This is a genomic window from Thiorhodovibrio frisius (assembly GCF_033954835.1).
Classification (GTDB): Bacteria; Pseudomonadota; Gammaproteobacteria; order Chromatiales; family Chromatiaceae; genus Thiorhodovibrio; species Thiorhodovibrio frisius.
This window is the reverse complement of sequence record NZ_CP121471.1, coordinates 3,428,817-3,453,479: the sequence shown is the minus strand read 5'-3', so window position 1 is coordinate 3,453,479 and position 24,663 is coordinate 3,428,817. Positions and strand designations below refer to the sequence as shown.

The following is a 24,663-nucleotide window of genomic DNA, read 5'->3' as shown; positions in this document are numbered from 1 at the left end:
TGGTTGTCGTCGGGACGGATTCTAGTCGAAATTGGGGTGTTTCTGGAAGGGGCTTGTTGTGGTGGGTGTGATTTTTGGTGCGGTGTTACTGCTGCTGGACGATGCCTTGGAGGACGAGGTCGGGGTGGTGGAAGCTTGGGTGGGTGAGCAGGGGGGAGAGGCGTTCGGCGTCGCCGCCGGTGATGAGTAGGCGAGGGGTGCTGGCGGATTGTTTGCGCAGTTGGTGCCAGAGGCGGTCGGCTAGGGCGGCGGGGGCGTGGAGACAGGCGGCGGCGATGCATTGGCCGGTGTTGGTGCCCCAGAGGGTGTTGCCGGGGTCGGTTCTGTCCTCGGGGGGGATTTGGGTAGTGCTAAACAGTGCTGCGCGCAGGGCCTCGATGCCGGGCAGGATGTGGCCGCCGAGGTGTTGACCATCGCCGAGCAGGGCGTCGTAGGTGATGGCTGTACCGATGTGCATGATGAGTTTCGGGCCAGGGTAGAGGCGGTGGGCGGCGCACAGTGACAGCCAGCGGTCGACGCCGAGGCGGCTGGGGTCGGGGTAGGCGATATGGACTGGTGAATGGGTCGGGTCCAGGTTGATGAAGTGTGGTGATTGTTGCCACAGGGTTTCGCTGATGTGGGTGATGGCTTCTTTGACGGTGTCTGGACCGACGTTGCAGGCGCGGACTTTGCCGATATCTTCAAGGGACTCCCAGGCTGCCAGCAGGTCGATGGGCAGGGCGCTGTGATGGCGGGCGCGGTGCATGTCGGACAGGGTGTGTCCGTCCCAGAGTGCCCATTTGATGCTGGTGTTGCCGATGTCGATGATGAGTTGCATGTTTGGATTGAGCCGGTGGCGGATTTTGAGGCGGTTTGAAACTGGTTTTTGTGCAACAGCAGATTCACCCATCGCGGTGGCGCTGTGCCATGAGCTTAGCTGGGCTGGCCTGGGCGCAGGCTTAGTTCGCCAGCGGCGAAGTGGCGCGTTTCCTGGCCGATTTGCAGTAGCAGGGCGCCCTGATCGTCGATGCCGCGATAGGTGCCTTGGAGGCAGTGTTGACTCCAGTGCAAGCTCGCCCGTTGGTCGCGATAGGCGTCGAAACGGCGCCAGGCACTAAGGAAGGGCGCGGGGCCCTGCTCTGGAAAGGAGGCGAGCATGGCGCTGAGCTGATCGATGCAGCAGGCGGCTATGGTGTTGCGGGTTGCGGAATGCTGCTGGGGGATTTGATCTTGGGGGATAGGGTTCTGGCAAATCTCGCGCAGGTCCACCCAGGGCTGATCGATTGTCTTGGCTGCGGTCTCGGGCATTTGCAGGTTGAGACCCAGACCGATGACTGCGCGGCTGGGGCCTTGGGTTTCTCCGGCGATTTCAATGAGCAGTCCGCCGAGTTTGCGTTGCTGCCAGTGGATGTCGTTGGGCCATTTGAGCTGGATTCCGGTAATGCCAAGGGACTCGAGTGCTTGGGCGACGGCGGCACCAGCGGCGAGACTCAGAGCGCCCAGGGTGGCTGGTCCCGCGTCGAAGTACCACAGAATGGACAGGTAGAGATTGGCGCCAAAGGGTGAGCACCAGGCGCGTCCTCGGCGGCCGCGTCCGGCGGTTTGGCGCTCTGCCAGCACGCAGGTTCCGCTGGTGGCGCCTTGGGTGCTTTGTTCGAGCAGCCAGGTGTTGGTGGAGTCAATCTGCGCGAAACACTGGATTGGCCCAATGCGTTCTTTGGCGGCTGGGGGGAGTCGGCTTTCAATCTCTTGGGCGTCCAGCAGTTCGAGCGGTGCCTTCAGTTGGTAGCCCTGGCCTTGTTCAGCCAGAATCTCAATGTCGAGTCGCTCGCGGGCCCGCTGAACGGCTTTCCAGACTGCGGCCCGGCTGATGCCGAGTTGCGCGGCCAGGGCGGCGCCGGAGTGGCGTTTGCCATCGGCGAGCAGGCGGATCAGCTGCGCTTCGGTTTCCATGATGTGGCGGTGTTAGTGGCGGGAATCGCTTTACGGCTGAGTGTGCAGCCAGGCAGCGCGAGCCTTCAGAGCTGCTGCTGGGGGTTGCTCCATCAGGATCAGCTCGCAGATGTCCGCCGGGGCGGGCTCGGGGATGAGTTCAAAGCGATGGAGTTCATCGCGGCGGAAGGCGTGGAACGCCACCAGTTTACCAATCGGGCAGCGGGCTAGCAGGGTGTTGAAATTGTTGCCATCGACGCGCAGCCCGTCGATGGCAACCAGAATATCGCCGGGTGCCAGGCCGGCCCGCTCGGCCGGGCGGTCGTTGATGACAGCGGCAAGCTTGAGTTCCGCGCCCTGCGCCTGGGTGCGCGCGCCAATGGAGGGTTGTGGCTCAATTGCTGTGGGCTGATCGGGGGCACCGCCGAGGTCTTTGTCATCCTTGGCGGGGCGCAGGTGCATGGTGATGCCAAGGGACGCAAACAGGGGTGTCAGGTCGATGTCCGCGGTGTCATCAAGCGCCTGGGCGAAGAAGGTGGTGAGGTCGATGCCTGTGACTTCCGCAGCCAGTTGCTCAGGTGCCTGTTCGGGCACGCCGATGTCGTTGCGACCATAACGCTGCCACAGGGCCTGCATGACATCGTCAAGACTATGATGCCCATGGCTGCGGTGGCGAATGGTCAGATCCAGCGCCAGGGCAATGAGCGCGCCCTTGGTGTAGTAGCTGACGATGGCATTGGGGGCGTTGGCGTCCTGTTGATAGAACTTGGTCCAGGCGTCAAAGCTCGACTCGGCCAGCGTCTGGCGCAGGCGTCCGGGGTCGCGGCGCACGCGGCTGATGCTATTGGCGAGCAGGCCGAGATAATCCTTGGGGCTGATCAGTCCGGCGCGCACCAGGGCCAGGTCGTCGTAATAGGAGGTGACGCCTTCAAAGAACCACAGCAGGCGGGTGTGGACTTCGCGCATAAGGCCCTGTTCGGCAAAAACCTGTGGGCGGATGCGCTTGACGTTCCATAGGTGAAAATACTCATGGCTGCACAGGCCAAGAAAACGGCGATAGCCTTCGGAGGTGTCGCTGTCGCCCTGTCTGGGCAAGTCGTCACGGTTGCAGATCAGGCTCGATGAGGCGCGATGCTCGAGCCCACCATAGCCATTGCCTACGACTTGCGTCAGGAACAGATAGCGTTCGATGGGCAATTCGGAAAAAAGCGCGGCTTGCTGCTCGCAGGTTTTGCTCAGATCCCGGCTCAGGCGCTCGAGATCGGCGCGCTGATGACCGCTGATAGCCATGGCGTGCGGGATGCCGCGCACGCTGAATTCCACCAGTGCGAAGCGGCCCATTTCGACCGGATGGTCGATGAGTTCGGCATAGTTGTCGGCGCGGTAGTGGCCGAAGCCCCAGGCAGATGCCCCGGCGCTGGTCAGGCTGGTGGCCAGGCGCCAGTCGGCGGCGCAGGGGTCCTTTGGTCGTTCGATGTCGAGTTCACAGGGCCAGTCTTCGCAGCCCTCTACTTGCAGAAACAAGCAGACCCCATTGAAATAGCCATGGGTGTGGTCAAGATGAGCTGCGCGCACGCTCAACTCGCCGGCATGAACCTGATAGCTTAGGGTGACTGTGCCGCGAGTCGCTGGCAGGTGCCAGGTTTGTTTGTCGCGTTTCTCAACCCGGATGGGCCCGGTTGCATCTTGCGCGTGCACTTTGATGAGATGCCGCGCAAAATCGCGGATCATATAGCTGCCGGGAATCCAGGCTGGCAGGCTGAGTGTCAGTGCGCGTGCCGGTGCGTTGTTTTCGTCTGCGGGTGTCAAAGAGGATGGTTCTTCCGGAATGGACAGCCTCAAGTCGAACAGATGAGCGCGCGGATTCTGGCTGGCGACACGGTAGCGGAGAGTGCCTGTTGTGGTCATGGCAAGGCAATGAGGCGAAGGTTTATCGTGCGGTACCATCCCGAAGGAGAAGGCTGCTGTTTTCACGGTCAGGTCAAGGTGTCGCTGGGGAAACGCTGGGCTAGGTGCTTGATGGGGTTGGTGAGTGTCCGCAAAGATGAAGATTGACGGCAGCTGCTCTGGAGTCTGAATGGATCAGCAAACTTCTGCAACAGCATCGGCTGATTGTCCGATTCCATCCCGCCGCCGTCGCCTTTGGCGTTGGCTTGGTCTGGGTGTTGTCGGGCTTTCTGCGGGGCTGATCGCCGTGGTGCTGCTTGGTGATCTGTGGATTTCCTGGCGCGCAGCGCCCTGGATTGAGCGCGATCTGGCGAAGGTTGAGCCGATGCCGGTGGCGGTGGTTCTTGGCACGGCGCGTCGCACCCTTGGCGGGCATCCGAATCAATTCTACCGCGCGCGGCTCGAGGCCGCTGCTGCGCTTTTTCATCAGGGCCGGGTGCAGGGGATTTTGGTCAGTGGCGACAATGGCTCGCGCTATTACAACGAGCCCGAAGCCATGCGCCGGGATCTCATTAAGCTCGGTGTGCCGGATGCGTTCATTACTCTGGATTATGCCGGTTTCCGCACGTTGGACTCGGTGGTGCGGGCAAACCGGGTTTTCGGGCTGGAGCAATTTCTGATTGTCAGCCAGGGCTATCACGTCGAGCGGGGGATTTTTATTGCGCGCGCGCGTGGCATCCAAGCTTATGGTTACGCGGCTGAAGACCCTGGCGGCGCGGCGGGGGGCAGGGTGCGACTGCGTGAGATTGGCGCGCGGGCAATGGCGATCTGGGATGTGCTCAGCGGGCGCGAGCCGAAGTTTCTAGGCAAGCCTGAGCCGGTCAAGGTCAGAAAAGATTCTGCTGAAGGGGCGCATGTGTCTATCAGCTTGTCATGGGCAAGAACCCCAGGTAGCCGACATAAGATCCAGGCATTTGGACCAAAGATGCAATGACGCGCGCTAGCGGTCATTGCTTGGGTGTTCAGCCACCGGGTTGGCTGTGACCGCATCATTCGGTGTCTGGGATGTCGCGAAAATCACCCCAGAGAGTTTGTATAGCGGCAATGGCGGCAAGCGGTGCGGTTTCTGTGCGCAGGATGCGCGGGCCGAGTCGCACGGGAGTAAAACGCTTTGCCATGGCTGTTGCTCGTTCCTCTGGTGACAGCCCGCCCTCGGGGCCGATGGCCAGTGTGATCTGATTGCCGGTCTGGTTGGGCACGGGGGGCGGTAGTTGATGCAGTGTCGCCTCGGCCCGGTGATCCAGCAACACACCGCAGGGGTGGTCGTGCGCGAGCCAGTCGGCGAGCTTAACTGGCTGATGCAGTCGCGGCAGGACGCGGCGCCCGCTCTGCTCGCAGGCGGAGATGATGATGCCTTGCCAGCGCGTGATTTTGCGCGCCAGCCGCTCGCCATCCAGCTTGACAACGCTGCGGCCAGTCCAGAGTGGGGTGAGCTCGGTCACGCCAACCTCGACCGCTTTTTGAATGGCAAACTCCATCCGCTCCCCCTTGGAGACGCCGATGCCGAGATGAATCCGCAGCGCCGGTGCCGGCTCGGGCGGTCCGGCGGCGCCGACGCAGGCGATTAGGTTGGTGCCGCGCAGGTCTTTGATCTCCGCCGCAAAGTCGTGGCCATGTCCGTCAAACACGATGAAATGATCGCCGCGGCGCAGGCGCAAGACCTGTTGCAGGTGCTTGGTCGCGCTTGGCTGGAGTTCGATCTCGGTGTTGGCTGCCAAGGGCTGGTTTGTGTAAACCCGGGGGAGACGCTCTTCTGACATTGGCCTAGGCTCAGTTCTGGTGGACTCCACAGCGCCAAATTGCAACAGCGAGGCCCAGCCAACCGAGGACCAGCGCGCTACCCCCAAGGGGCGTGACGGCACCCCAAAGACCCACACCGGTCAGCACCAGGAGGAAGAGACTGCCGCTGAAAACAAGGATGCCGGCGAGCAGCAGATAGGCTGCGATGCGGGCAAAAGGCGCCAGAGCCAGGCCAGCGTGGCTGCGGAAGAGGGCGGCGAGCGCAAGCAGCGCGACGCCATGCCAGGCAAGGTAGTCGCTTGCGGTGTTCCACACGGCCAGATGTTCGGGCGATACCTGACCCTTGAGTCCATGGGCACCAAAGGCGCCAAGCCCAACGGCAAGTCCGGCAAGCAGGGCACCAGCAATGCCTATTCGTCGTGACAACAGGGAGCTAGCAACTTGGGGTTTGGGCGGCACAGTCATGGGGGAATGATCCGTGCAACGCTGTCACTTGTCCAGTCGCCCTTATTCCCAGACGCCCTTGCCCATAAGCGGGTCGGGAAAGCCTCTAACCAAAGCGGCCGGTGATGTAGTCCTCTGTCAGTCGGTGCTGGGGCTGGTTGAATATCTGCTCGGTGGTGCCGACTTCGATTAGATCGCCGAGATGAAAGTACGCCGTGCGCTGGGAGACGCGCGCGGCCTGCTGCATGGAGTGGGTGACGATGGCGATGCTGTAATTGGCGCGCAGTTCGTCGATCAGTTCCTCGACCTTCGCGGTGGCAATGGGATCGAGTGCCGAGCAGGGTTCGTCCATCAGTATGACTTCGGGCGAGACGGCGATGGTGCGAGCGATGCACAGGCGCTGTTGCTGACCACCTGAGAGCCCCGTGCCGGGTTGGTCGAGGCGATCCTTGACTTCCTCCCACAGACCGGCCTTGCGTAGGCTGGTCTCAACAAGTTCGTCGAGTTCGGCGCGAGAGCTGGTGAGGCCGTGAATGCGCGGCCCATAGGCAATATTCTCGTAGATCGACTTGGGGAAGGGGTTGGGCTTTTGAAACACCATGCCCACTCTCGCGCGCAGCGGGACCACATCGATGTGCTTGGCGAGGATTTCCTGCCCGTCGATTGTGATCGAACCCGTCACCCGGGCAATGGGGATGCTGTCATTCATGCGATTGAGACAGCGCAGGAAGGTGGACTTGCCGCAGCCCGAGGGGCCAATCATGGCGACGACTTCGTTGCGGCCGATGTCGAGGCTGACATTGTTAATGGCCTGTTTGTCGGCATACCAGACATCGACACCGCGGCATTGCATGCGTGGGCTGGGGCAGCTGATATCGCCGAGGGTGCCAGCGAAATCTCGCTCGCTCGAATCCATGACCTTTGTTCGCGCGTCGTTTGCAGCGGATATTTGGCTTGGCAGGATCGCGGTAGAGATTGTGTTCATCGCCTCGTCTCTCGGTGTCTTTGGTGGGGCGCCGCCTGGCGGTAGAGTTGCATCAGTGTCGCTCATTATTGCGGTTGTTTGCTTTGCGGATTGCCAAGTGGGCTCAGTTTGTTGATGTTTGCCCTTAGTCGCGGTATTGCCATCAGTCATGTTTTTGATTCTCGAGGCTATTACCAACGCCGCTCGAAGCGACGGCGTAGCAGTACAGCGAGCAGATTCATCATAATCAAAAAGGCCAAGAGCACCATGATAGCCGCCGAGGTGCGCTCGACAAAGCCGCGCTCGGGGCTGTCGGCCCAGAGAAAAATCTGCACCGGCAGCACCGTGGAGGGGTCGGTGAAGCCGCCAGGAATGTCGACGATGAAGGCGATCATGCCAATCATCAGCAGCGGGGCGGTCTCGCCCAATGCCTGAGCCATACCGATGATGGTGCCGGTCAGCATGCCAGGCATGGCCAGTGGCAGCACATGATGGAACTGTGTTTGTAGCGGCGAGGCACCCACGCCCAGGGCGGCTTCGCGGATGGACGGCGGCACGGATTTCAGCGCCGCGCGGCTGGCGATGATAATGGTCGGCAGGGTCATGAGCGTCAGCACCATGGCGGCGACCAGCGGGGTGGAGCGCGGCACGCCGAAGAAATTGATGAACACCGCCAGCCCAAGCAGACCAAAAACAATGGACGGTACCGCTGCCAGATTGTTGATGTTGATTTCGATTAGATCGGTCCAGCGGTTCTTGGGCGCGAATTCTTCCAGATAAATCGCGGTGCCGACGGCGATGGGGAAGGAGAACAGCAGGGTCAGCGTCAGGGTGAAGAGCGAGCCCATAAAGGCGCCGCCAATGCCGGCCAGTTCGGGTTCGCGCGAGGAGCCCTGGGTGAAGAACAGGCTGTTGAAGCGCTTTTTCAGCGCGCCGGCATCTTTCAGCGACAGCGCCCAGGCGATTTCCTGATCTTTCAACCGGCGCGCACCTTGCGGGTTGGTGAGTTCGAGCAGCTCCCAGGTGCCGGGCGGGGCAGGCGCTTCGCTGGTCAAGGGGCGCAGAATCTTGCCGGTCACTTCGCGGTCGCTAATGGATTCGACCTTCACCAGCCCGCCATTAATGGCGACCAGATAGCTGGGCATCTCGGCGTCGAGCGTCTCGCCATCGGCAGGGGTGGCGGTGCGTGCCTGAAGCCGTTCGAGCTGCGCGCGCGCGTCGCTTAGATCGCGGCTGAGTTTGGCGATGCGCTGGTCAGCCTTTTCGCTATCGGCCTGGCGGGCCTCAAGCGTGGAGCGCCTTTTCTCGGTGTCGGCCAGGGATTGTTCCAGGCGAGCGATGAGTCGTTCGGTTTTGGCGCCTTTGTCGAGTAGTTGGCGGTGCAGTGAGTCCAGCACGATGCTGAAGTCGGGTCCGCTGGAAGTGATTTGCAGCGCATCAGCCTGTGCGTCGGTGGCGATGGTCGCGCGACCGGCGCTGTTAAACCGCTTAATCGGGGTTGAGCGGCCTTTCATGAACATGTCTATATCATCGTTGGCAACAAGCCAGACCTCGCGACGCTCGCCAATCCACTCTGGGTGGCGAGCGACCATCTCCCGCAACTGCAGTGGCGCGCCGGGGCTGAGCAGGCTATAGAGTTTGCGCTTGTCCGAGCGGCCCTTCACCTCGGGGAAGGTGTCTGTCAGCGCAGTCCGAGCGATTTTGAGGAAATTGACCCGGATCATCGCCTTGTGAATGTCTTCCTGGGACAAATCACCGGCGCGAATGCGTCCCTCGGGGTCGATCAACTCGGGGTCGAAATATACCGGCAGTTCCACGTAGGTCTGCTGGAAGGCCGTGTAGCCATTGCCGATGATGCTGATGAACAGGATGGCGACGAACAGCAAGCCGAGAGCTACGGCTGTGGCGCCCAGGAGACGAAAGCGTTGCTCGGCGGCATGGCGCCGCTTGAGGCTGGCGTTGACGATGTCGATTGTCCGGCGGGCGCCGTCCTTTACTGCGTTTGGCTCGGACTCAGGGTTTGATGATAGCTTATTCATACTGCTCGCGATACTTGCGCACGATATGGAGGGCAATGATATTCAGCGCCAGGGTGACCACGAAGAGCGTCAGTCCTAGAGCAAAGGCGGCCAGGGTTTTGGCGCTGTCGAATTCCTGATCACCGGTCAGCAGGGTGACAATCTGCACCGTGACCGTGGTGACGCTGTCGAGCGGATTGGCCGTCAGGTTAGCGGCTAGGCCGGCGGCCATGACCACAATCATGGTCTCACCGATGGCGCGGGAAACGGCGAGCAGAACGCCGCCGACAATGCCCGGCAGAGCGGCAGGGAAAATCACCCGGCGGATGGTCTCGGACTGGGTCGCTCCAAGCGCGTGGGAGCCGTCGCGCATCGACTGGGGCACGGCGTTGATCACGTCATCGGAAAGCGATGACACAAAGGGAATGATCATGATGCCCATAACCAATCCAGCGGCCAGGGCGCTTTCGGATGCGACGTTCAGGCCCATGCCTTCGCCCAGTTCGCGAATGTAGGGCGCCACCGTGAGCGCGGCGAAAAAGCCATAGACCACGGTCGGGATGCCAGCCAGGATTTCGAGCAGCGGCTTGGCGAGGCCGCGCACGGCGGGGGCGGCGTATTCCGACAGGTAAATGGCCGAGAAAAGGCCGATTGGCACGGCGACCAGCATGGCGATGGCGGAAATCAGCAGGGTGCCGGTAAAGAGTGGAATGGCACCAAAGGCCCCGGATGAGGCGACCTGATCAGCGCGCAGCGCGATCTGCGGGCTCCATTCGGTGCCAAAGAAGAATTCTGTCCAGGGGATTTTCTGGAAAAACAGGATCGACTCGAACATTACCGAGAGCACGATGCCAAGGGTAGTGACGATGGCAATGGACGAGAACACAATCATGACCACCAGCACGGTATTCTCGACCCGATTGCGGGCGCGGAAATCCGGCTTGGCGCGACGCCAGGCCAGCGACATGCCAGCCAGCCCGGCGGCCAGGATGAGCGTCCAGAGCGCCATGGTGGCGATGCCCTGCAAACGCGCGTAGTGATCGGCGGCAGCCTGGATGTCTTCGGTGATGGTGCCGGAGGTAATATTCCCGGTGGCCAGGTTCTTGATGTCGTTGATGATCAGGCTGATCTGACCACTCGACTGCCCGGCGGTGAGTGCGGCCGGAAGCTGGTCCACCATCAGTGCGGTGATGATGCGCTCCTGCAAACCAAACCAGAGCAGCAAAATCAGCAGCGCCGGTATACCGACCCAGAGTGCTGCATAGTATCCATAGTAGGCTGGCAGAGAATGGAGTTGTTTAATACCGGTGATGCCCCCGACCTTCTTAATGGCCTGTTTGCGCACCAACTGGTAGGCCAGTGCCATGGCGGCGAGAATCAGCAACAGGAGCAGAGGCAGGGTCATGGCTGTTGGGTGGGGCTAAAAATGAGGACGCGGCCGGCGACCTTGGAGTCGCCGGCCGCGCCGGGGACACTGTCCGCAAGAACAGGCGTTATTTCGGGCTCGACATGGGCGTCAGGCTCTGGGCGTTCTTGGCCATCTCGGCGCGCATGTCATCAGGCAGCGGAATCAGGCCCTTGTCAGCCAGATAGCCGTCCTCGCCCCAAGCGGCATCGCTGGTGAACTCGGTCACGTACTCCTCGATGCCAGGAATGGTGCCAACATGGGCCTTCTTGACATAGAAGTAGAGCGAGCGTGAGACCGGGTAGCTGCCATCGGAGATGGTGTCGAAGGTCGGCTCGATGCCGTCAATCTTGGCACCTTTGACCTTGTCGGCGTTCTGATCCAGGAAGCTGAAGCCGAAGACGCCCAGTGCGTCTGGATTCTTTTCGAGCTTCTGCACGATCAGATTGTCATTCTCGCCGGCCTCGACATAGGCGCCGTCTTCACGCACGCCATGGCAGACCGCCTTGTACTTTTTCTTGTCCTCCCCTTTCATCGTCTTGATGCTGTCGAAGGTCTTGCAGCCACCTTCCATTGCCAGTTCGGCGAAGGCATCGCGGGTGCCAGACGTTGGCGGCGGACCCAGCACTTCGATCTCGATATCGGGCAGATCAGGGTTGACGTCCTTCCAGGTCTTGTAAGGGTTGGCGATCAGCTCTTCTTCGTTCTCGGGGTTCGGAACGTCCTTTGCCAGCGCCAGGTAGATATCGCGCAGGGTCAGATCAAACTCAGGGGCGCTCTTGGCGTTGGCAATGGCGATGCCGTCATAGCCAATGACTACCTCGGTGATGTCCGCGACGCCATTTTCCTGGCACTTCTCGAACTCAGAGACCTTCATGCGGCGCGAGGCATTGGTGATATCCGGATGCTCGACTCCCACGCCCTCGCAGAACAGCTTCATGCCGCCGCCGGAGCCGGTGGACTCGATCTTGGGGGTGTTGAAGTTGGTCTTCTTGCCGAAGGTCTCGGCGACCACGGTCGCGAAGGGGAAAACCGTCGAGGAACCGACGATATAGATGTAGTCGCGTGCCGCCATGGCCTGGGTGGAAATTGCCATGGTGGCGGCAACGCTTGCTGCAATCAGGGTCTTCTTCATTTACAAACTCCGTGAATCGGTTGGAAAGCAACCGCTATTCTGGCGTTCTGAGATGGACATTGAATGACAAAAATGTTGCGGTTTGATGACGGAGAGGTGAGCGCTGGTTCCCCTGTCCAGCGGGTTGGTGATGCTGTGGGGCAAGGCGCTGGCCGCAGCGTCTTGGCAAGGAAGCATTCATACTGTTGTCATTAAATACCGCGTGCAGAACACCGCCACCTCCGCTAAACTGGCCGGTTTGATCGTCATCTGGTTTGGAAACGCATTTGACTGATGGACGGGTGTTGAGTGATCAGCGCAGGCGTTGTGACAGGCTTGGGCTTGGATCAGTGAGCGCAGAATTTCAATCCGCTTTGGACGGAGTCTGAGCACGGCCATGCGTGTCTTGATGATTTCGGATGTCTACTTCCCCAGAGTGAACGGGGTTTCAACATCCATTCAGACCTTTGCGCGGGAGTTTGCCGCCGCTGGTCACCATGTCACCCTGATCGCTCCGGATTACGGCAAGCAGAGCCCGGAGCCTTTCGAGGTGATTCGCATTCCGTCGCGCTATCTGCCGTTTGATCCGGAAGACCGCATTCTGCGCTGGGGGCGGCTGCGGGCGCATCACGCGGCTTTGTCTGGCGCGGGCTTTGATTTGGTGCATGTCCACACGCCCTTTGTTGCGCATTATGCCGGTCTGGCGCTGGCGCGTCGCCTTGGTGTGCCGGTGGTTGAGAGCTATCACACTTTTTTCGAGCAGTATCTGGACAAGTATGTCCCGCTGGTACCCGGCGCCTGGATGCGCTATGCCGCGCGGCGCTTCTCCACCAGTCAGTGCGAGGAAGTCGATGCCCTGGCCGTGCCCTCGCAAGCTATGCTGAAGGTGCTGCGTGGCTACGGCATCAGCACGCCGGCCGAGGTGGTGCCAACCGGCATTGATACAGACCAATTCAGCCAGGGCGACGGGACCCGATTTCGCCAGCGCCACGGCATTGCGCCAGAGCGGCCGCTGTTGGTGCATGTTGGGCGACTGGCGTTCGAGAAGAATGTCGAGTTCCTGCTGCGCGTGATGGTGAAGGTCAAACAAGGCTGTCCGCAGGCCCTGCTGGCCATCGCCGGAGAAGGCCCGGCGCGGGCGATGCTCGAAGGCATGGCGCGCAAGTTGGGGCTGTCTGAGCAGGTGCGTTTCCTGGGGTATTTGCTGCGTGATGGCTCGCTGGAAGACTGCTACAGCGCAGGCGATGCCTTCATTTTTGCCTCCCGGACCGAGACCCAGGGCCTGGTCCTGCTCGAGGCCATGGCGCTCGGTACTCCGGTTGTCTCCACCGCCGTGATGGGCAGTACCGAGGTGCTAAACGATGGAGAAGGCTGCCTGATCGCCGAGGAAGACGAGGATCTGTTTGCCGAGAAGGTGCTGCGGGTGCTCACAGATCCGGCGCTGCGGGCGCGCCTTGGCGAAACGGGGAGGGCCTATGCCCAGGGTTGGTCTGCGCCAGCGCTGGCCGAGCGCATGCTGGCCTTTTACCGGCGGGTGATTGACCAGCATCCTGCGGCTGGGTCGGAACCGCTCGCCTCCTCTGTATCTGGCGACTGAGGACGTGTTCGTGCAGCCCATGACCATGAGGATGGACAAGAGATGACGGATCAGCTGCCCTTGCCGCCCGGCTATCTGGCGCTGGCTCGGGACATGGCTTGCCATTTCCCGGTGTGCGAGCAAGTGCTTGAGGTGCAACCGCTTGGCGCCGGGCTGATCAACTCCACCTTCGCTGTCGCTGCCCATAGTGGGCACTTTGTGTTGCAGCGGATCAACTCGGCGGTTTTTGCCGATCCGCCGCTGATCATGGACAACATCGCGCGTTTGCAGTCTGCGGCGGCTGGAGCCGGGCCGACGGCTCCACGTTTGCCGAGACTCTTTCAGGCCGAGTCGGCTGCGCTTTACACCCGCGATCAAGATGGCGGCTACTGGCGGCTGCTCGAGCGGGTGGAGGATGCCATCACCCTGCCTGCGGTGACAGATAGTACGCAGGCCGCCGCGATTGGCCGCTTGCTGGGGCAGTTTCACGGTTTTGGCGCCAGCCTGCCCATGGCGGATTTTCATGTCACCCTGCCGGGCTCACATGACACTCCGAGGTTTCGCGCAGCTCTGGATGCCGCCTTGAGTGAAGTGGCTCGGCAGACATCCGATGGACATGACGCATCAGCCAGCGGCGATGCCGAGGTGTCCGCGCTCATCAAGCAGGTGCGCGCGCGCGATCACGTCCTGGGCTGCCTGCGCGACGCGCTTGCGGGCGGTTCGATCCGCAAGACCCTGATTCACGGTGACCCCAAGCGCGACAATGTGCTCTTCGACCGCCAGGGACGCGAGGCGCTCTGCCTGATTGACCTCGATACCGTGCAACCGGGCCTGATTTTACACGACATCGGCGATTGCCTGCGTTCCTGCTGTAATCGCGCGGGGGAACGCGGTGCGCCGGAGCAGGTGCACTTTGATGCCGGACTCGCCGAGGCGCTGCTTGGCGGCTATGCTCAAGCCGCACCGGGCTTGCTGGGAGCCGCCGAGCTTGAACTGCTGTTCGACGCGATGCGCCTGATCCCGCTGGAATTAGGCATGAGGTTCCTGATCGATCACCTGCGCGGTGATCGCTACTTTCGCGTGCGCTATCGCGGCGAGAATCTGCGCAAGGCCAAGGCGCAGTTGGCCTTGGTCGCCGATATCGAACGCCAGGAACGCCATCTGCGCCAGCTCGCTCGCAGCCTGGGCTGAGCTGGACGCCAGCTGTGGCGAGACGGGTGCCTTGAGTATCGCGGTATTGGTCCGGATATTTTAGTAAAGAGAATCCGGAGGTGGAGATTGAAACGTCAGATCATCATTGGTTGCGGCTATGTCGGGCAGTTGCTGCTGCGGCGTCTTGGCGAGCAGTGCGCGCAACCGCCCATTGGCGTTGCGCGCCAGGACGCCACGCTGACAGCCATTGCCTCGGCTGGCGGCGAACCAATGCAGCTCGATTTGGATCGCGATCCACTCGACGCCTTGCCGAGCGACCGCGCCTTGGTCTTTCACTTCGCGCCCCCGCCGTCGGAAGGCGCGCAGGACAGCCGCACGGCGCGACTCATCGAGCATTTTGGGCGCCATGGCCATCCAGGGAGGCTCATTTACATCAGCACCACAGGCGTCTATGGCGACTGCGCGGGCGCCTGGGTTGATGAAAGCTGGCCATTGCACCCAGCAGCGCAGCGCTCCGAACGTCGCGTCCATGCCGAACAGCAACTGCGCGACTGGGCGGCCGGCTGTGGCTCGGACCTCATCATTTTGCGCGTGGCAGGCATCTACGCCGCCGACCGCCTGCCGCTGGAGCGTATCCGTCAGGGCGCGCCCGTGGTGAAAGCCGACCAGGCGCCCTGGTCGAATCGCATCCATGCCGAGGATCTGGTCGAGGTTTGCCTGGCCGCTGCGCAGCGGGCACCGGCGGGTGCGATCTACAATGTTTGCGACGGCCACCCGAGCACCATGACGGATTATTTTCTGCAAGTGGCCGAGGCGGCCGGCTTGCCACCACCGCCGCAGATTGATCTCCAAGAGGCGCCCGAACATCTATCCCCGGGCATGCTCTCTTACATGCGCGAGTCGCGGCGACTCGATAACGCCCGCCTGCGCGAGGAACTGGGCATTGTCTGGCGCTATCCTGATTTATCCGCCGGGCTGGCTGCGGTGCGGGCCAATACAGCGGGCGCGGAGCAACGATGAGAGCCGCTTCCCGTTTTGGCGCCTGACTCGGGTGCAGGGCTACCGCACAGGCAACGGGATTGCTAGACTCAATGCCTGAGAAACTCGCTGTCTTCGTTAGGGCTTTCTGGCGAGTTCGAGGTTTTTTTGCATGTCGGTGCCGGCGCTTGCTGGTACCTCTTGTCCGTTTTGATGTTGAACCCTTCATTCAGGAATTAGGTATGAATAGATTCTCTCGCTTCCCGCATCTCGTCGTAGCAGCCGCTGCTGCACTAACCTTGGCTTCCGGCGTCGCCCTGGCAGCCGATCCCGAAGACTTCGGCTTCGACACCACCGAAGATCTTTACATGGTCTGCTCGACGCCGGCGAACGTTCCTGAGCACGTGCCTGCTGCTTTGGCTTGTCGCGCATTTATCGAGGCGACCGTGCAGTACCACGACGAGATCGTCGGACGCGAAGGCGTCAAGCGGCTGGTGTGCTATGACGAGACGACAACGATTGAGGAGGCGCGACAGGTCTTTGTCGACTGGGGTAAGAAGAACCTGCGTAAGAAAAAGCTCAAAGGCGAGCAGCCGGTAGTGGGACTAATGCGCTCCCTGTCGGAGGCTTATCCCTGCCGCTAAGGCTTTCGTCTGTTTGAGACGTCAGTGCTTGGGATTCTGGCCCGGCATCTTGACTGCGGTCGCACTTAAGCGCGATAACAGGGTCAAAAGGAAATCACGATGTATTGGCCGCTATGAAAGCCGCGTTTCGCGCGACTGTTGTCTGGCATTTAATGAACTCATTGCGGCTCGTTAGGAGACGCGATTTACGCGAGGTAACAAAATCATGAAACATTCTTCTTTGATCGCCACAACTGGCGCTCTGGCTATTGCCCTCACCGTGGCGGGCTGCGGAACCACCACGGGTTCCAGAGCCGGAAGTGGCGCGCTCATGGGGGCGGCCGGAGGGGCGCTGATCGGCTCGCTGTCTGCCGACGCGGGTGCTGGCGCGCTCATTGGTGCCGGCGTCGGTGCGCTGGGTGGTTATCTCTATGATCAGCACGAGAAAGGCTATATCGACTAGTGACTCCTGTTGATGCTGAAGTCGATGGGATGGCAGACTAGCCAAGTTTCTGCATCGAGGTCAATCTGTGAGTATCGATATGGGGCTTTTTGGACGCTGAATGACTCACGCAATTTTTGGGAGATTATGGTGAAAATTCGAAATACTGGAACTTTGCTGGGAATCGCCGCCGTTGTGACTCTGGTGCTGACAGGGTGCGCGGGTACTCAAGGACGCACTGGTGAACGCGTATTGGGCGGAGCCGCCCTTGGCGGGATAGCCGGTGCGGCAGTTGGATCGCAAAGTGCTAATGCGGGCAAGGGAGCCGCGATCGGGGCCGGAATCGGCGCGCTTGGCGGTGCGCTGTATGACGCGGACCAAGAGAGCAGCAGACCGCCTCCGCGCCAGTACCCGGCGCAGCGCTACCCCGCCCGCAATCAGCCCTACGGCGTGCCGAATGGTTGAATGTGCGTGCAGTGCTGTCCGTGATGGAAGACGTCAAGTGACTTGACGCTGGATGGTCAGTTTTATTGCATCGCTGTGGCAGATTCTGCTTGAGTTGTCGCCCTCGCTGTTGCTGGGGTTGCTCATCGCAGGTCTCATGCATGCCTATCTGCCCGATGGCTTTGTCCATCGTGGCCTGAGCGGCAATGACTGGGGCAGTGTCGCCCGCGCCTCTCTCATCGGGGTGCCACTGCCGCTGTGCTCCTGCGGCGTGATTCCAACCGCTCTGGGGCTGCGCAAGGAGGGCGCATCCCCAGGAGCGACCACCTCCTTTTTGATCAGTACGCCCCAGACCGGGGTGGATGCCATCCTGGTCAGTGCTGCCTTTCTTGGTTGGCCCTTCGCAATCTTCAAGCTGATCGCTGCTTTCGTTACCGGCATTGTCGGCGGACTGCTGACCAATCGTTTCGCACCGGCTTCGGCGGGAGCAGGTGAGTCGGGGACGGCCAAGGCTTCTGAAAGTGGAGACAAAAAGCGCGGCCTGCTGGGTGCCCTTCGCTATGCTGTGTTCGATCTTCTCGGCGCCATTGATCGCTGGCTGATTTTCGGCATTCTGGTCGCAGCCTTGGTCACCACGCTGACGCCCGAGGACTTTTTCGCCAGCCAAAGTTGGTCGAGCGGCCTGCTGGGCATGCTGGTGATGCTGGCCATCTCCCTGCCATTGTATGTTTGCACCACGGCCTCGGTGCCCATTGCGGCCTCTTTGATCGCCGCCGGCTTGCCGGCTGGTTCTGCCCTGGTATTTCTGATGGCCGGCCCGGCGACCAATATTGCCACCATCGGGGCGGTTTATCGCACTCTTGGCATCCGGGTGATTGCCATCTATCTGGGCACAGTGATCCTGGCTAGCCTCGGCTTTGGGTTGCTGTTTAATCAAATCCTGAATGTGGAGTTGGGTGCCGCGCACGCCCACGGTCAGCACGCGAGTTGGCTGAGCTATCTGTCGACCGCTTTGCTGCTGGCACTGCTAGCCTTGCTCGAATATCGTCGCCGTGAGCAGCGTCAGCACGCACGGCAGGCGGCGAATCAGGCCGCGCAAGGTGATGATGACGCACTGGTGCTAGAAGTCGCTGGCATGACCTGCGGGCATTGCGTCGCGAGCGTGAAGAAGGCGCTTGAAGCCGTCGATCAGGTCGAGGAAGCCACGCCTGAACTCAGTTCAGGGCGGGTATGGTTGCGAGCCCCTGGCGTTGAGGTCGCAAGCTTGCGGCAGGCCGTCGAGCAGGCTGGATTTCAGCTGAAAACTTGCAGTTCGGGATAGTGTCTCCACCACCACCCTGGCCCAGATCACAAGTGAATGTAGTCACAGCAACATGTCATGTCATTACCTGTGAGCAACCCAGTTGGGCGTTCGGATATGAACTCATCAAGCCTGAAAATTGAAAACATGATGACCAGCCCCGTGGTCACGGTCGAGATGGACGACACTTTGGCGTTGGTGAAAGAAATCTTTGACAACACCCATTTTCATCATCTTGCCGTGCTTGAAGAAGGCAGCCTTTATGGCGTGCTCTCGGATCGGGATTTGTTCAAGGCAATCAGCCCCGGAGTCGGCACGCTGGCGGAAAGCAACCTGGACCGGGCGGCACTGACTCGCCGCGCGCATCAGATCATGTCGCGTCAGCCGGTGGTCATTGAGCAGGACCAGGATGTGCGTGATGCGCTGCGATTGTTTGAGGAACACCATGTTTCCTGCCTGCCGGTGGTGGATGCCGACCAGAATCTGGTCGGCATCCTGACTTGGCGCGACCTGCTTCAGACCATGCGCGCGCTTTTGGCCTGATCGCGAGGGAAGGCGCCTTCCCGGCGCGCGGCCGGATAAATCAATCCCAGGACAGCGCACCACCGGTCTGGTATTCGGTCACGCGGGTCTCGAAGAAATTTTTTTCTTTCTTCAGGTCAAGCACTTCTGACATCCAGGGGAAGGGGTTGGTCGCTCCTGGATAGGGCTCGGCCAGGCCGATCTGGGCGCAGCGACGATTGGCGATGAAGTGCAGATACTCGGCGAACATGGGTGCATTCAGTCCCAGTACGCCGCGCGGCATGGTGTCGTGCGCGTATTGGGCTTCCAGCTCGACCGCCTCAGTGATCATGTCGCTTAATTCCTGTTTGAAAGCATCGCTCCACAGGTGGGGGTTTTCGACCTTGATCTGGTTAATCACATCGATGCCGAAGTTCATGTGCATGGACTCATCGCGCAGGATGTACTGGAACTGCTCGGCGGTGCCAGTCATCTTGTTCCGCCGCCCCATGCTGAGCACTTGCACGAAGCCGACGTAGAAGAAGATTCCCTCAAAGATCACATAAAAGGCCACCATCTCGCGCAGCAGGCGGCGGTCATTGGCCGGGGTGCCGGTTTTGAAATGCGGGTCGGCCAGATATTGGGTGAAGGGTAACGCCCATTCCGCCTTGCGCGCGACCGAGGGTACTTCACGGTACATATTGAAGATTTCGCCCTCATCAAGCCCCAGGCTTTCGACCACGTATTGATATGCGTGGGTATGCAGCGCTTCTTCGAATGCCTGGCGCAGCAGATACTGTCGGCACTCGGGATTGGTGATGTGGCGATAGACGGCCAGCACCAGATTGTTGGCCACCAGAGAGTCGGCGGTTGAAAAGAACCCCAGATTACGCTTGATGATAGTGCGCTCATCGTCAGTCAGCCCATTGGGGTCTTTCCAGAGCGCAATGTCTGCGTTCATGTTGATTTCCTGCGGCATCCAGTGATTGGCGCAGGCATCCAGGTACTTTTGCCAGGCCCAGTCGTACTTGAAGGGCACCAGCTGGTTCAAGTCGGCATGGCAGTTGATGATGCGCTTGTCATCGACGCGGATGCGCCCGGCACCCATTTCCAGGTCTTCGAGCCCGGTGGCGCCGCCGGCGGGTTCATGAGGTGTTGCGGGTGTTCGGTCCGGGGTCGATTTGGTATCCAGGGGCCGCCAGGCGCTGTCATCCTCATCCGGCAGCAAGGATGGCTGCGGAGCAAGCGGATTGGGATTGACCACGGGTGCGGCGCCGGCGGTGGCCATTAGGGCGCTGTTTTCAACCAGGCCCAGGCCGGGTCGGGGTGTTGCAGCCGCTGAAGGGACCTCTCGCTGATCATTGCTGGCGCCCTCTTCGTTGTTCCAGTCTCTGGTTCTATCTTTGCTGTGCGCCGGCATCTCCGCATCCGGATAAGAATTGGCGTCGAAGGGCTGTGGGTTCTGATGTGTCTGAGGTTTCAGGTCGGCAAGGGGGTCTTCCCAGTTCAGCATGGTCGGGTCTCCTGGGTAGTGGATGACAGTTGGGGCCAGGCGAATAGATTCGATGTTGATGCGATGTTTTTTTGCGATCAGCCCGCAGCGGGGCATTGTTGCTGCGGGCTTTGCTGATGGCTGTTGCTTTCAGGCTGATCGCACATAGCCTGTTACTGGCAGCTCTCGCACTCTGGATCATCAATCGAGCAGGCGCTTAGTGCGCTAGCGCCCTTGCCATCGCTATGGGGCTTTCCGCCATGGGCCGCCAGATAACTGCCGCCGACGGCGCTCAGCTGATTAGCGCGGCTGCTGTCGCTCATGGTGGATTTCTCGACATGGGTCGCGCCCATGGAACGCAGGTAGTAGGTGGTTTTCAGCCCTCGCACCCAGGCGAGCTTGTAGAGGTTATCGAGCTTCTTGCCATTGGGTTCGCGCATGTAGAGATTCAGGCTTTGTGCTTGGTCGAGCCATTTCTGCCGACGGCTGGCAGCCTCGATCAGCCAGCGCGGGTCGATCTCGAAGGCGGTGGCATAGAGCGCCTTGAGGTCATCAGGGACGCGATCGATGGGCTGCACCGAGCCGTCGTAGTACTTGAGGTCATTGACCATGACGCTGTCCCATAGGCCAAGCGCCTTGAGATCGGCGACCAGGTAGGGATTGACCACGGTGAACTCGCCGGACAGATTGGATTTGACGAACAGGTTCTGGTAGGTCGGCTCGATGGACTGGCTCACACCGACGATGTTGCTGATGGTCGCGGTCGGCGCGATAGCCATGCAGTTGGAGTTGCGCATGCCCTGGCCGCGGACTTTCTCGCGCAGGCTGTCCCAATCCAGCGTGCTGTCGCGGTTGGTTTGCAGATAACCGCCGCGACCCTGTTCGAGCAGTGCGATGGAGTCGATCGGCAGCACACCCTGGCTCCAGAGCGAGCCGGGGAAGCTGGTATAGCTGCCGCGCTCGGCCGCCAGGTCGGCGCTGGCCTCGATGGCGTAATAGGAGATCAGTTCCATGCTGCGGTCGGCAAAGCTGACCGCCTCCTGGCTGGTGTAGGGCATGCGCAGTTTGTACAGCGCATCCTGAAAGCCCATGAGCCCGAGCCCGACCGGGCGATGACGCAGATTGGAGCTGCGTGCCTGAGGCACGTTGTAGAAGTTGTAGTCGATGACGTTGTCGAGCATGCGCATGGCGGTGCGCGCGGTCTTTTGCAACTTCTCGGTGTCCAGGCCGCGCTCGGTAACATGCGCCGCCAAGTTAATGCTGCCGAGATTGCACACAGCGATTTCCTGATCATTGGTGTGCAGGGTGATTTCGGTGCAAAGATTGGAGCTGTGCACCACGCCGGCGTGCTGGTTGGTGTAACGCAGATTGCAGGGGTCTTTGAACGCAATCCAGGGATGGCCGGTCTCGAACAGCATCGCCAGCATTTTGCGCCACAGGTCAACGGCTTTGACCGTCTTGCTGACGCTCATTTCGCCAGCCGCCGCGCGCGCCTCATAGGCCAAATAAGCCTGCTCGAAGGCCTGGCCGGTCAGATCATGCAAATCCGGCGTTTCATTCGGGGAGAACAGCGTCCAGTCGTCTTCCTCGGCGACGCGTTTCATGAATAAATCCGGCACCCAGTTGGCGCTGTTCATATCGTGGCAGCGGCGGCGGTCATCGCCGGTGTTCTTGCGCAGCTCAAGAAATTCCTCGACATCGATGTGCCAGGTCTCGAGATAGGCACAAACTGCCCCCTTGCGCTTGCCGCCCTGGTTAACCGCGACGGCCGTGTCATTGGCCACCTTAAGGAACGGCACCACGCCCTGGCTCTTGCCGTTGGTGCCCTTGATGTGCGCGCCCATGCCGCGCACCTGGGTCCAGTCGTTGCCCAGGCCGCCGGCGAATTTGCTCAGCAGTGCGTTGTCCTTGATGGCGCCATAGATGCCGTCAAGGTCATCCGGCACCGTGGTCAGGTAGCAGGAGCTCAGCTGTGGGCGCAGGGTGCCGGAGTTGAACAGGGTCGGCGTCGAGCTCATGAAGTCGAAGCTCGAGAGTAGCTCGTAGAATTCGATTGCGCGGGCTTCGCGGTCGATCTCATTAATTGCCAATCCCATGGCCACGCGCATGAAAAAGGCCTGCGGCATCTCAAAGCGCACGCCGTTTTTATGGATAAAGTAGCGGTCGTAAAGGGTCTGCAAGCCAAGGTAGGTGAACTGACGGTCGCGCTCTGGCTGCAATGCGGCGCCGAGCCGGACGAGGTCGTAGCGGGTTAGCTCGGTGTCGAGCAGCTCCAGCTCGGCACCCTGCTTGACATAGGCGCTGAAGTACTTAGCATAAGACTGTGCCCAGTCGGTCACGCACGCAGCGCCGGCGGCTGTTTCATCAGCCATTTGGCCAGTCGTTCTGCCAGTGGTCGGCGTTGGCAGGCCAAGAAAACCCAGTGCCTCTTTGCGCAGGCTCTCGAGCAGCAGACGCGCTGCGACCTGGCTATAGGCCGGTTCGCGCTCAATCAGCGCGCGCGCGGACATGATCAGGGACTGATCGACATCCTGCTCCTTCACACCGTCGAACAGGTTGCGGCAGGCGTCGTCCAGCACCAGCTGGGGCTCGACTGCCTCGAGCCCGGCGCAGACGTCGGTGACCAGGGTCGCGAGTTTTTCCTGATCGAGCGGAACCGAGCGCCCGTCGCTCAGGGTAACCCTCAGCCCCTGGGTGGCTTGCACGGCTTCGGAGCCTTGGACGTTGGCCGCGCGCTCGCGCGCCCGGGCATCGCGGTAGAGCACGTAGTCGCGCGCGACCTTGTGCTCGCCGGCCCGCATCAGTGCCAGTTCGACCTGATCCTGAATGTCCTCGATATGCACGGTGCCGCCACCGGGCAGCCGGCGGGTCAGGGCCGCCGTGACCTGCTCGGCGAGCTGCTCGACCTGATCATGAATACGGCTCGAGGCCGCGGCATGCCCGCCTTCAACCGCAAGAAAGGCCTTGGTCATGGCGACTTTGATCTTGTTGGGATCGAAGTGCGTGACCTTGCCGTTGCGGCGAATAACCTGCAGCTCGCCGGGTCTGGGGCTGTGCTGGGGGCGTTGTTGGGAGCTGGATTGGGTGCCGGGCTCGGAACCTGAATGGTTGCCGGGCTGGGAGCTGGACCTTGGCCCGATCGGCGGCTGGGAGGAGGCGGTCGGCTGGTTACCGATGACCGGAGGCTGTGATGGGTGTTGTTCAGCCGAGGCGGCGGGCGACGTGCTAGCCATGGTGGAAGTCCTCCGATGTGGTTGTCAGCGGTGAAATGAATGCCGGGCGGGCCATGGGTGACTTATTCACTGGGGTTTGCAGACAGGGGCGCGGGTTGCCGCGAAATCCAGTGGGTGGAAACAATATCTAGTGTCAAGGCGGCTGTCAAATCACAATATATTGTGAATAAGCCGGTGGATGGTGCCGGTGAAGCCTGTGGATAACCTGTGCATTGCAGGCTCAGGCGAGGCCCGCGCTGGCGCTTGTGACGGGCCTTGGCATAACCCCACCGGCTTTGTGCGAGACAAAGAGGGTCTTGGGTGCGATACTTTTTCCGGATCGGTTGATGGGCCGATTTCTGGATCGATCGGAATGGAGGAGTTTGCCTGTGATCAGAACGAGCTTGATCAGAACACGTGGGATCAGAACACGTGTGATCAGAACAAGATGGATGCGAGACAGCCGGGTGGAACGGGCGCGACAGACGCCAACTGCTCGGCACAAGGGCTCGCAGGCGATGGTTACTTGGGGGCGGTTAGGCCTTGGCTTGGCACTTGCTTGCGTGATGACCCCGGTGCTGGCCGGACAGGCGGAACTGGATGCCGCGCTCGCGGAGTACGAGCAGGCGCTGGCGAAACAGGCCGACCCGGAGAACGGGCGCAAGGTCTATCTCACCTGCGCGGTTTGTCACCGGCCCGAGGGCTGGGGCACGGTCGATGGTGTCTATCCGCAGATCGCCGGTCAGCTGCCAAGCGTTATCATCAAGCAGCTGGCGGATTTTCGTGCCGGCAATCGCAGCAATCCGCTGATGTATCCCTTCTCGGTGCCGCGCATTCTTGGTGGACCGCAGCAAATGGCCGATGTCGCCGCCTATGTGTCGCAATTGCCGATGACGCCGCATAATGGCGTCGGTCCGGGCGTCGATCTGGCTTTGGGCGAGCAGCTTTTTCAGGATAACTGCGTCGATTGCCACGGAGAGCGCGGGCAGGGCGATGCGCAGGACCATATCCCGGCCATTGCAGGTCAGCATTTCATGTATCTGATCCGGCAGTTCGATGCGATCCGCAGCGGCGCGCGCAAGAACGCAGATTCCGAGATGGTCAAGCAGATTGAGGGATTCACGCCACGAGAAGAAAGCGCGGTGCTGGACTATGTTGCCCGCCTGCGCCCGCCTGCTGAGAAGCTTGGCCGGGATGGCTGGGTGAATCCAGACTTCCCCGGCTATGTGCGCGATGCCATGTTGGGCGTGCCCCCGCCGATGCCGCTGCCTCTGCAGCCGCCAGAGCCGCCGCCACCGCCCCAGCTGCCAGAGCTACCGCCGCTGCCGCCCTTGCCGGAGCCGCCATTTGGCGCCAGCGGTCGGTGACGGTCGACTGGCTGAGTCGGGCTCTAGATCCCT

The 24,663-nt window shown here is 61.0% G+C and carries 21 protein-coding genes and 2 pseudogenes; 11 read left to right on the top strand and 12 right to left on the bottom strand.

Translation table 11 applies throughout. The features are described 5' to 3' along the window. Positions 1 to 85: 85 nt before the first annotated feature. The 3 genes from Thiofri_RS15755 to Thiofri_RS15745 form a co-directional block, all read right to left on the bottom strand. A complete protein-coding gene (locus Thiofri_RS15755) occupies positions 86 to 817 on the bottom strand; it encodes a type III pantothenate kinase (protein ID WP_009146599.1) in 732 nt (243 codons plus the stop codon). 95 nt (positions 818 to 912) lie between these two features. Beyond that, positions 913 to 1,932, bottom strand: a complete 1,020-nt coding sequence (gene birA / locus Thiofri_RS15750; protein WP_009146598.1) for a bifunctional biotin--[acetyl-CoA-carboxylase] ligase/biotin operon repressor BirA — start codon at positions 1,930 to 1,932, stop codon at positions 913 to 915. Positions 1,933 to 1,962: 30 nt separating this feature from the next. Then, the gene (locus tag Thiofri_RS15745; RefSeq protein ID WP_009146597.1) at positions 1,963 to 3,819 is read right to left on the bottom strand and encodes a M61 family metallopeptidase; all 1,857 of its coding nucleotides are present in this window, start codon (positions 3,817 to 3,819) and stop codon (positions 1,963 to 1,965) included. A 169-nt stretch (positions 3,820 to 3,988) separates the two neighbouring features. Between Thiofri_RS15745 and Thiofri_RS15740 the strand changes: the two genes are divergently transcribed. Continuing rightward, the gene (locus Thiofri_RS15740; RefSeq protein WP_009146596.1) at positions 3,989 to 4,792 is read left to right on the top strand and encodes a SanA/YdcF family protein; all 804 of its coding nucleotides are present in this window, start codon (positions 3,989 to 3,991) and stop codon (positions 4,790 to 4,792) included. A gap of 55 nt (positions 4,793 to 4,847) precedes the next feature. On the opposite strand, the gene Thiofri_RS15735 is transcribed toward Thiofri_RS15740, so the two are convergent. From Thiofri_RS15735 to Thiofri_RS15705, 7 genes and pseudogenes are all read right to left on the bottom strand, one after another. Next, entirely contained in the window at positions 4,848 to 5,618 is a 771-nt protein-coding gene (locus tag Thiofri_RS15735) for a 16S rRNA (uracil(1498)-N(3))-methyltransferase (protein ID WP_009146595.1), read from the bottom strand. 10 nt (positions 5,619 to 5,628) lie between these two features. Further along, positions 5,629 to 6,063, bottom strand: a complete 435-nt coding sequence (locus tag Thiofri_RS15730) for a DUF423 domain-containing protein (RefSeq protein WP_009146594.1) — start codon at positions 6,061 to 6,063, stop codon at positions 5,629 to 5,631. Positions 6,064 to 6,148: 85 nt separating this feature from the next. Further along, positions 6,149 to 6,958: a phosphate ABC transporter ATP-binding protein PstB gene (gene pstB / locus Thiofri_RS15725; protein WP_390165251.1), complete on the bottom strand. Its 810-nt coding sequence runs from the start codon at positions 6,956 to 6,958 to the stop codon at positions 6,149 to 6,151. Positions 6,959 to 7,197: 239 nt separating this feature from the next. Further along, positions 7,198 to 8,004, bottom strand: a pseudogene (gene pstA / locus Thiofri_RS15720) (phosphate ABC transporter permease PstA); the annotation flags it as partial. Positions 8,005 to 8,562: 558 nt separating this feature from the next. Further along, positions 8,563 to 9,045, bottom strand: a pseudogene (locus tag Thiofri_RS15715) (DUF3333 domain-containing protein); the annotation flags it as partial. Then, positions 9,038 to 10,429: a phosphate ABC transporter permease subunit PstC gene (gene pstC / locus Thiofri_RS15710; RefSeq protein ID WP_009146591.1), complete on the bottom strand. Its 1,392-nt coding sequence runs from the start codon at positions 10,427 to 10,429 to the stop codon at positions 9,038 to 9,040. The gene pstC and the pseudogene Thiofri_RS15715, both read right to left, overlap by 8 nt. Positions 10,430 to 10,517: 88 nt before the next feature. Next, positions 10,518 to 11,564 (bottom strand): PstS family phosphate ABC transporter substrate-binding protein, encoded by a 1,047-nt coding sequence (locus tag Thiofri_RS15705; protein ID WP_009146590.1) that lies wholly within the window; start codon positions 11,562 to 11,564, stop codon positions 10,518 to 10,520. A 130-nt stretch (positions 11,565 to 11,694) separates the two neighbouring features. On the opposite strand from Thiofri_RS15705, the gene Thiofri_RS15700 reads away from it, so the two are divergent. From Thiofri_RS15700 to Thiofri_RS15660, 9 genes are all read left to right on the top strand, one after another. Next, complete coding sequence (locus Thiofri_RS15700) at positions 11,695 to 11,838, top strand: hypothetical protein (protein WP_190275746.1); 144 nt, start codon at positions 11,695 to 11,697, stop codon at positions 11,836 to 11,838. Positions 11,839 to 11,940: 102 nt separating this feature from the next. Next, positions 11,941 to 13,140 carry a glycosyltransferase gene (locus tag Thiofri_RS15695; RefSeq protein ID WP_009146589.1) on the top strand — a complete coding sequence of 400 codons (1,200 nt, stop codon included), beginning with the start codon at positions 11,941 to 11,943 and terminating at the stop codon, positions 13,138 to 13,140. Between the two features lie 42 nt (positions 13,141 to 13,182). Then, positions 13,183 to 14,310, top strand: coding sequence for a phosphotransferase enzyme family protein (locus Thiofri_RS15690; protein WP_009146588.1), 1,128 nt, complete (start codon positions 13,183 to 13,185; stop codon positions 14,308 to 14,310). Between the two features lie 87 nt (positions 14,311 to 14,397). Further along, on the top strand, positions 14,398 to 15,291 hold the full coding sequence (locus Thiofri_RS15685; RefSeq protein WP_009146587.1) for an SDR family oxidoreductase: 894 nt from the start codon (positions 14,398 to 14,400) through the stop codon (positions 15,289 to 15,291). Between the two features lie 200 nt (positions 15,292 to 15,491). Continuing rightward, on the top strand, positions 15,492 to 15,893 hold the full coding sequence (locus tag Thiofri_RS15680) for a Rap1a/Tai family immunity protein (RefSeq protein WP_009146586.1): 402 nt from the start codon (positions 15,492 to 15,494) through the stop codon (positions 15,891 to 15,893). A gap of 205 nt (positions 15,894 to 16,098) precedes the next feature. After that, positions 16,099 to 16,335: a glycine zipper domain-containing protein gene (locus Thiofri_RS15675; RefSeq protein ID WP_009146585.1), complete on the top strand. Its 237-nt coding sequence runs from the start codon at positions 16,099 to 16,101 to the stop codon at positions 16,333 to 16,335. A 12-nt stretch (positions 16,336 to 16,347) separates the two neighbouring features. Beyond that, on the top strand, positions 16,348 to 16,779 hold the full coding sequence (locus Thiofri_RS15670) for a glycine zipper domain-containing protein (RefSeq protein ID WP_313777874.1): 432 nt from the start codon (positions 16,348 to 16,350) through the stop codon (positions 16,777 to 16,779). Positions 16,780 to 16,831: 52 nt separating this feature from the next. Continuing rightward, entirely contained in the window at positions 16,832 to 18,079 is a 1,248-nt protein-coding gene (locus Thiofri_RS15665; protein ID WP_009146584.1) for a permease, read from the top strand. Positions 18,080 to 18,175: 96 nt separating this feature from the next. Next, positions 18,176 to 18,601, top strand: a complete 426-nt coding sequence (locus Thiofri_RS15660; protein ID WP_009146583.1) for a CBS domain-containing protein — start codon at positions 18,176 to 18,178, stop codon at positions 18,599 to 18,601. Between the two features lie 40 nt (positions 18,602 to 18,641). Here Thiofri_RS15660 and Thiofri_RS15655 read toward each other — a convergent pair whose 3' ends face one another. Continuing rightward, positions 18,642 to 19,847, bottom strand: coding sequence for a ribonucleotide-diphosphate reductase subunit beta (locus Thiofri_RS15655; protein ID WP_086014209.1), 1,206 nt, complete (start codon positions 19,845 to 19,847; stop codon positions 18,642 to 18,644). Positions 19,848 to 20,224: 377 nt separating this feature from the next. Then, on the bottom strand, positions 20,225 to 23,086 hold the full coding sequence (locus Thiofri_RS15650; RefSeq protein WP_390165249.1) for a ribonucleoside-diphosphate reductase subunit alpha: 2,862 nt from the start codon (positions 23,084 to 23,086) through the stop codon (positions 20,225 to 20,227). A gap of 695 nt (positions 23,087 to 23,781) precedes the next feature. On the opposite strand from Thiofri_RS15650, the gene Thiofri_RS15645 reads away from it, so the two are divergent. Beyond that, positions 23,782 to 24,630, top strand: coding sequence for a c-type cytochrome (locus Thiofri_RS15645; RefSeq protein ID WP_009146580.1), 849 nt, complete (start codon positions 23,782 to 23,784; stop codon positions 24,628 to 24,630). The last annotated feature ends 33 nt before the right edge of the window (positions 24,631 to 24,663 follow it).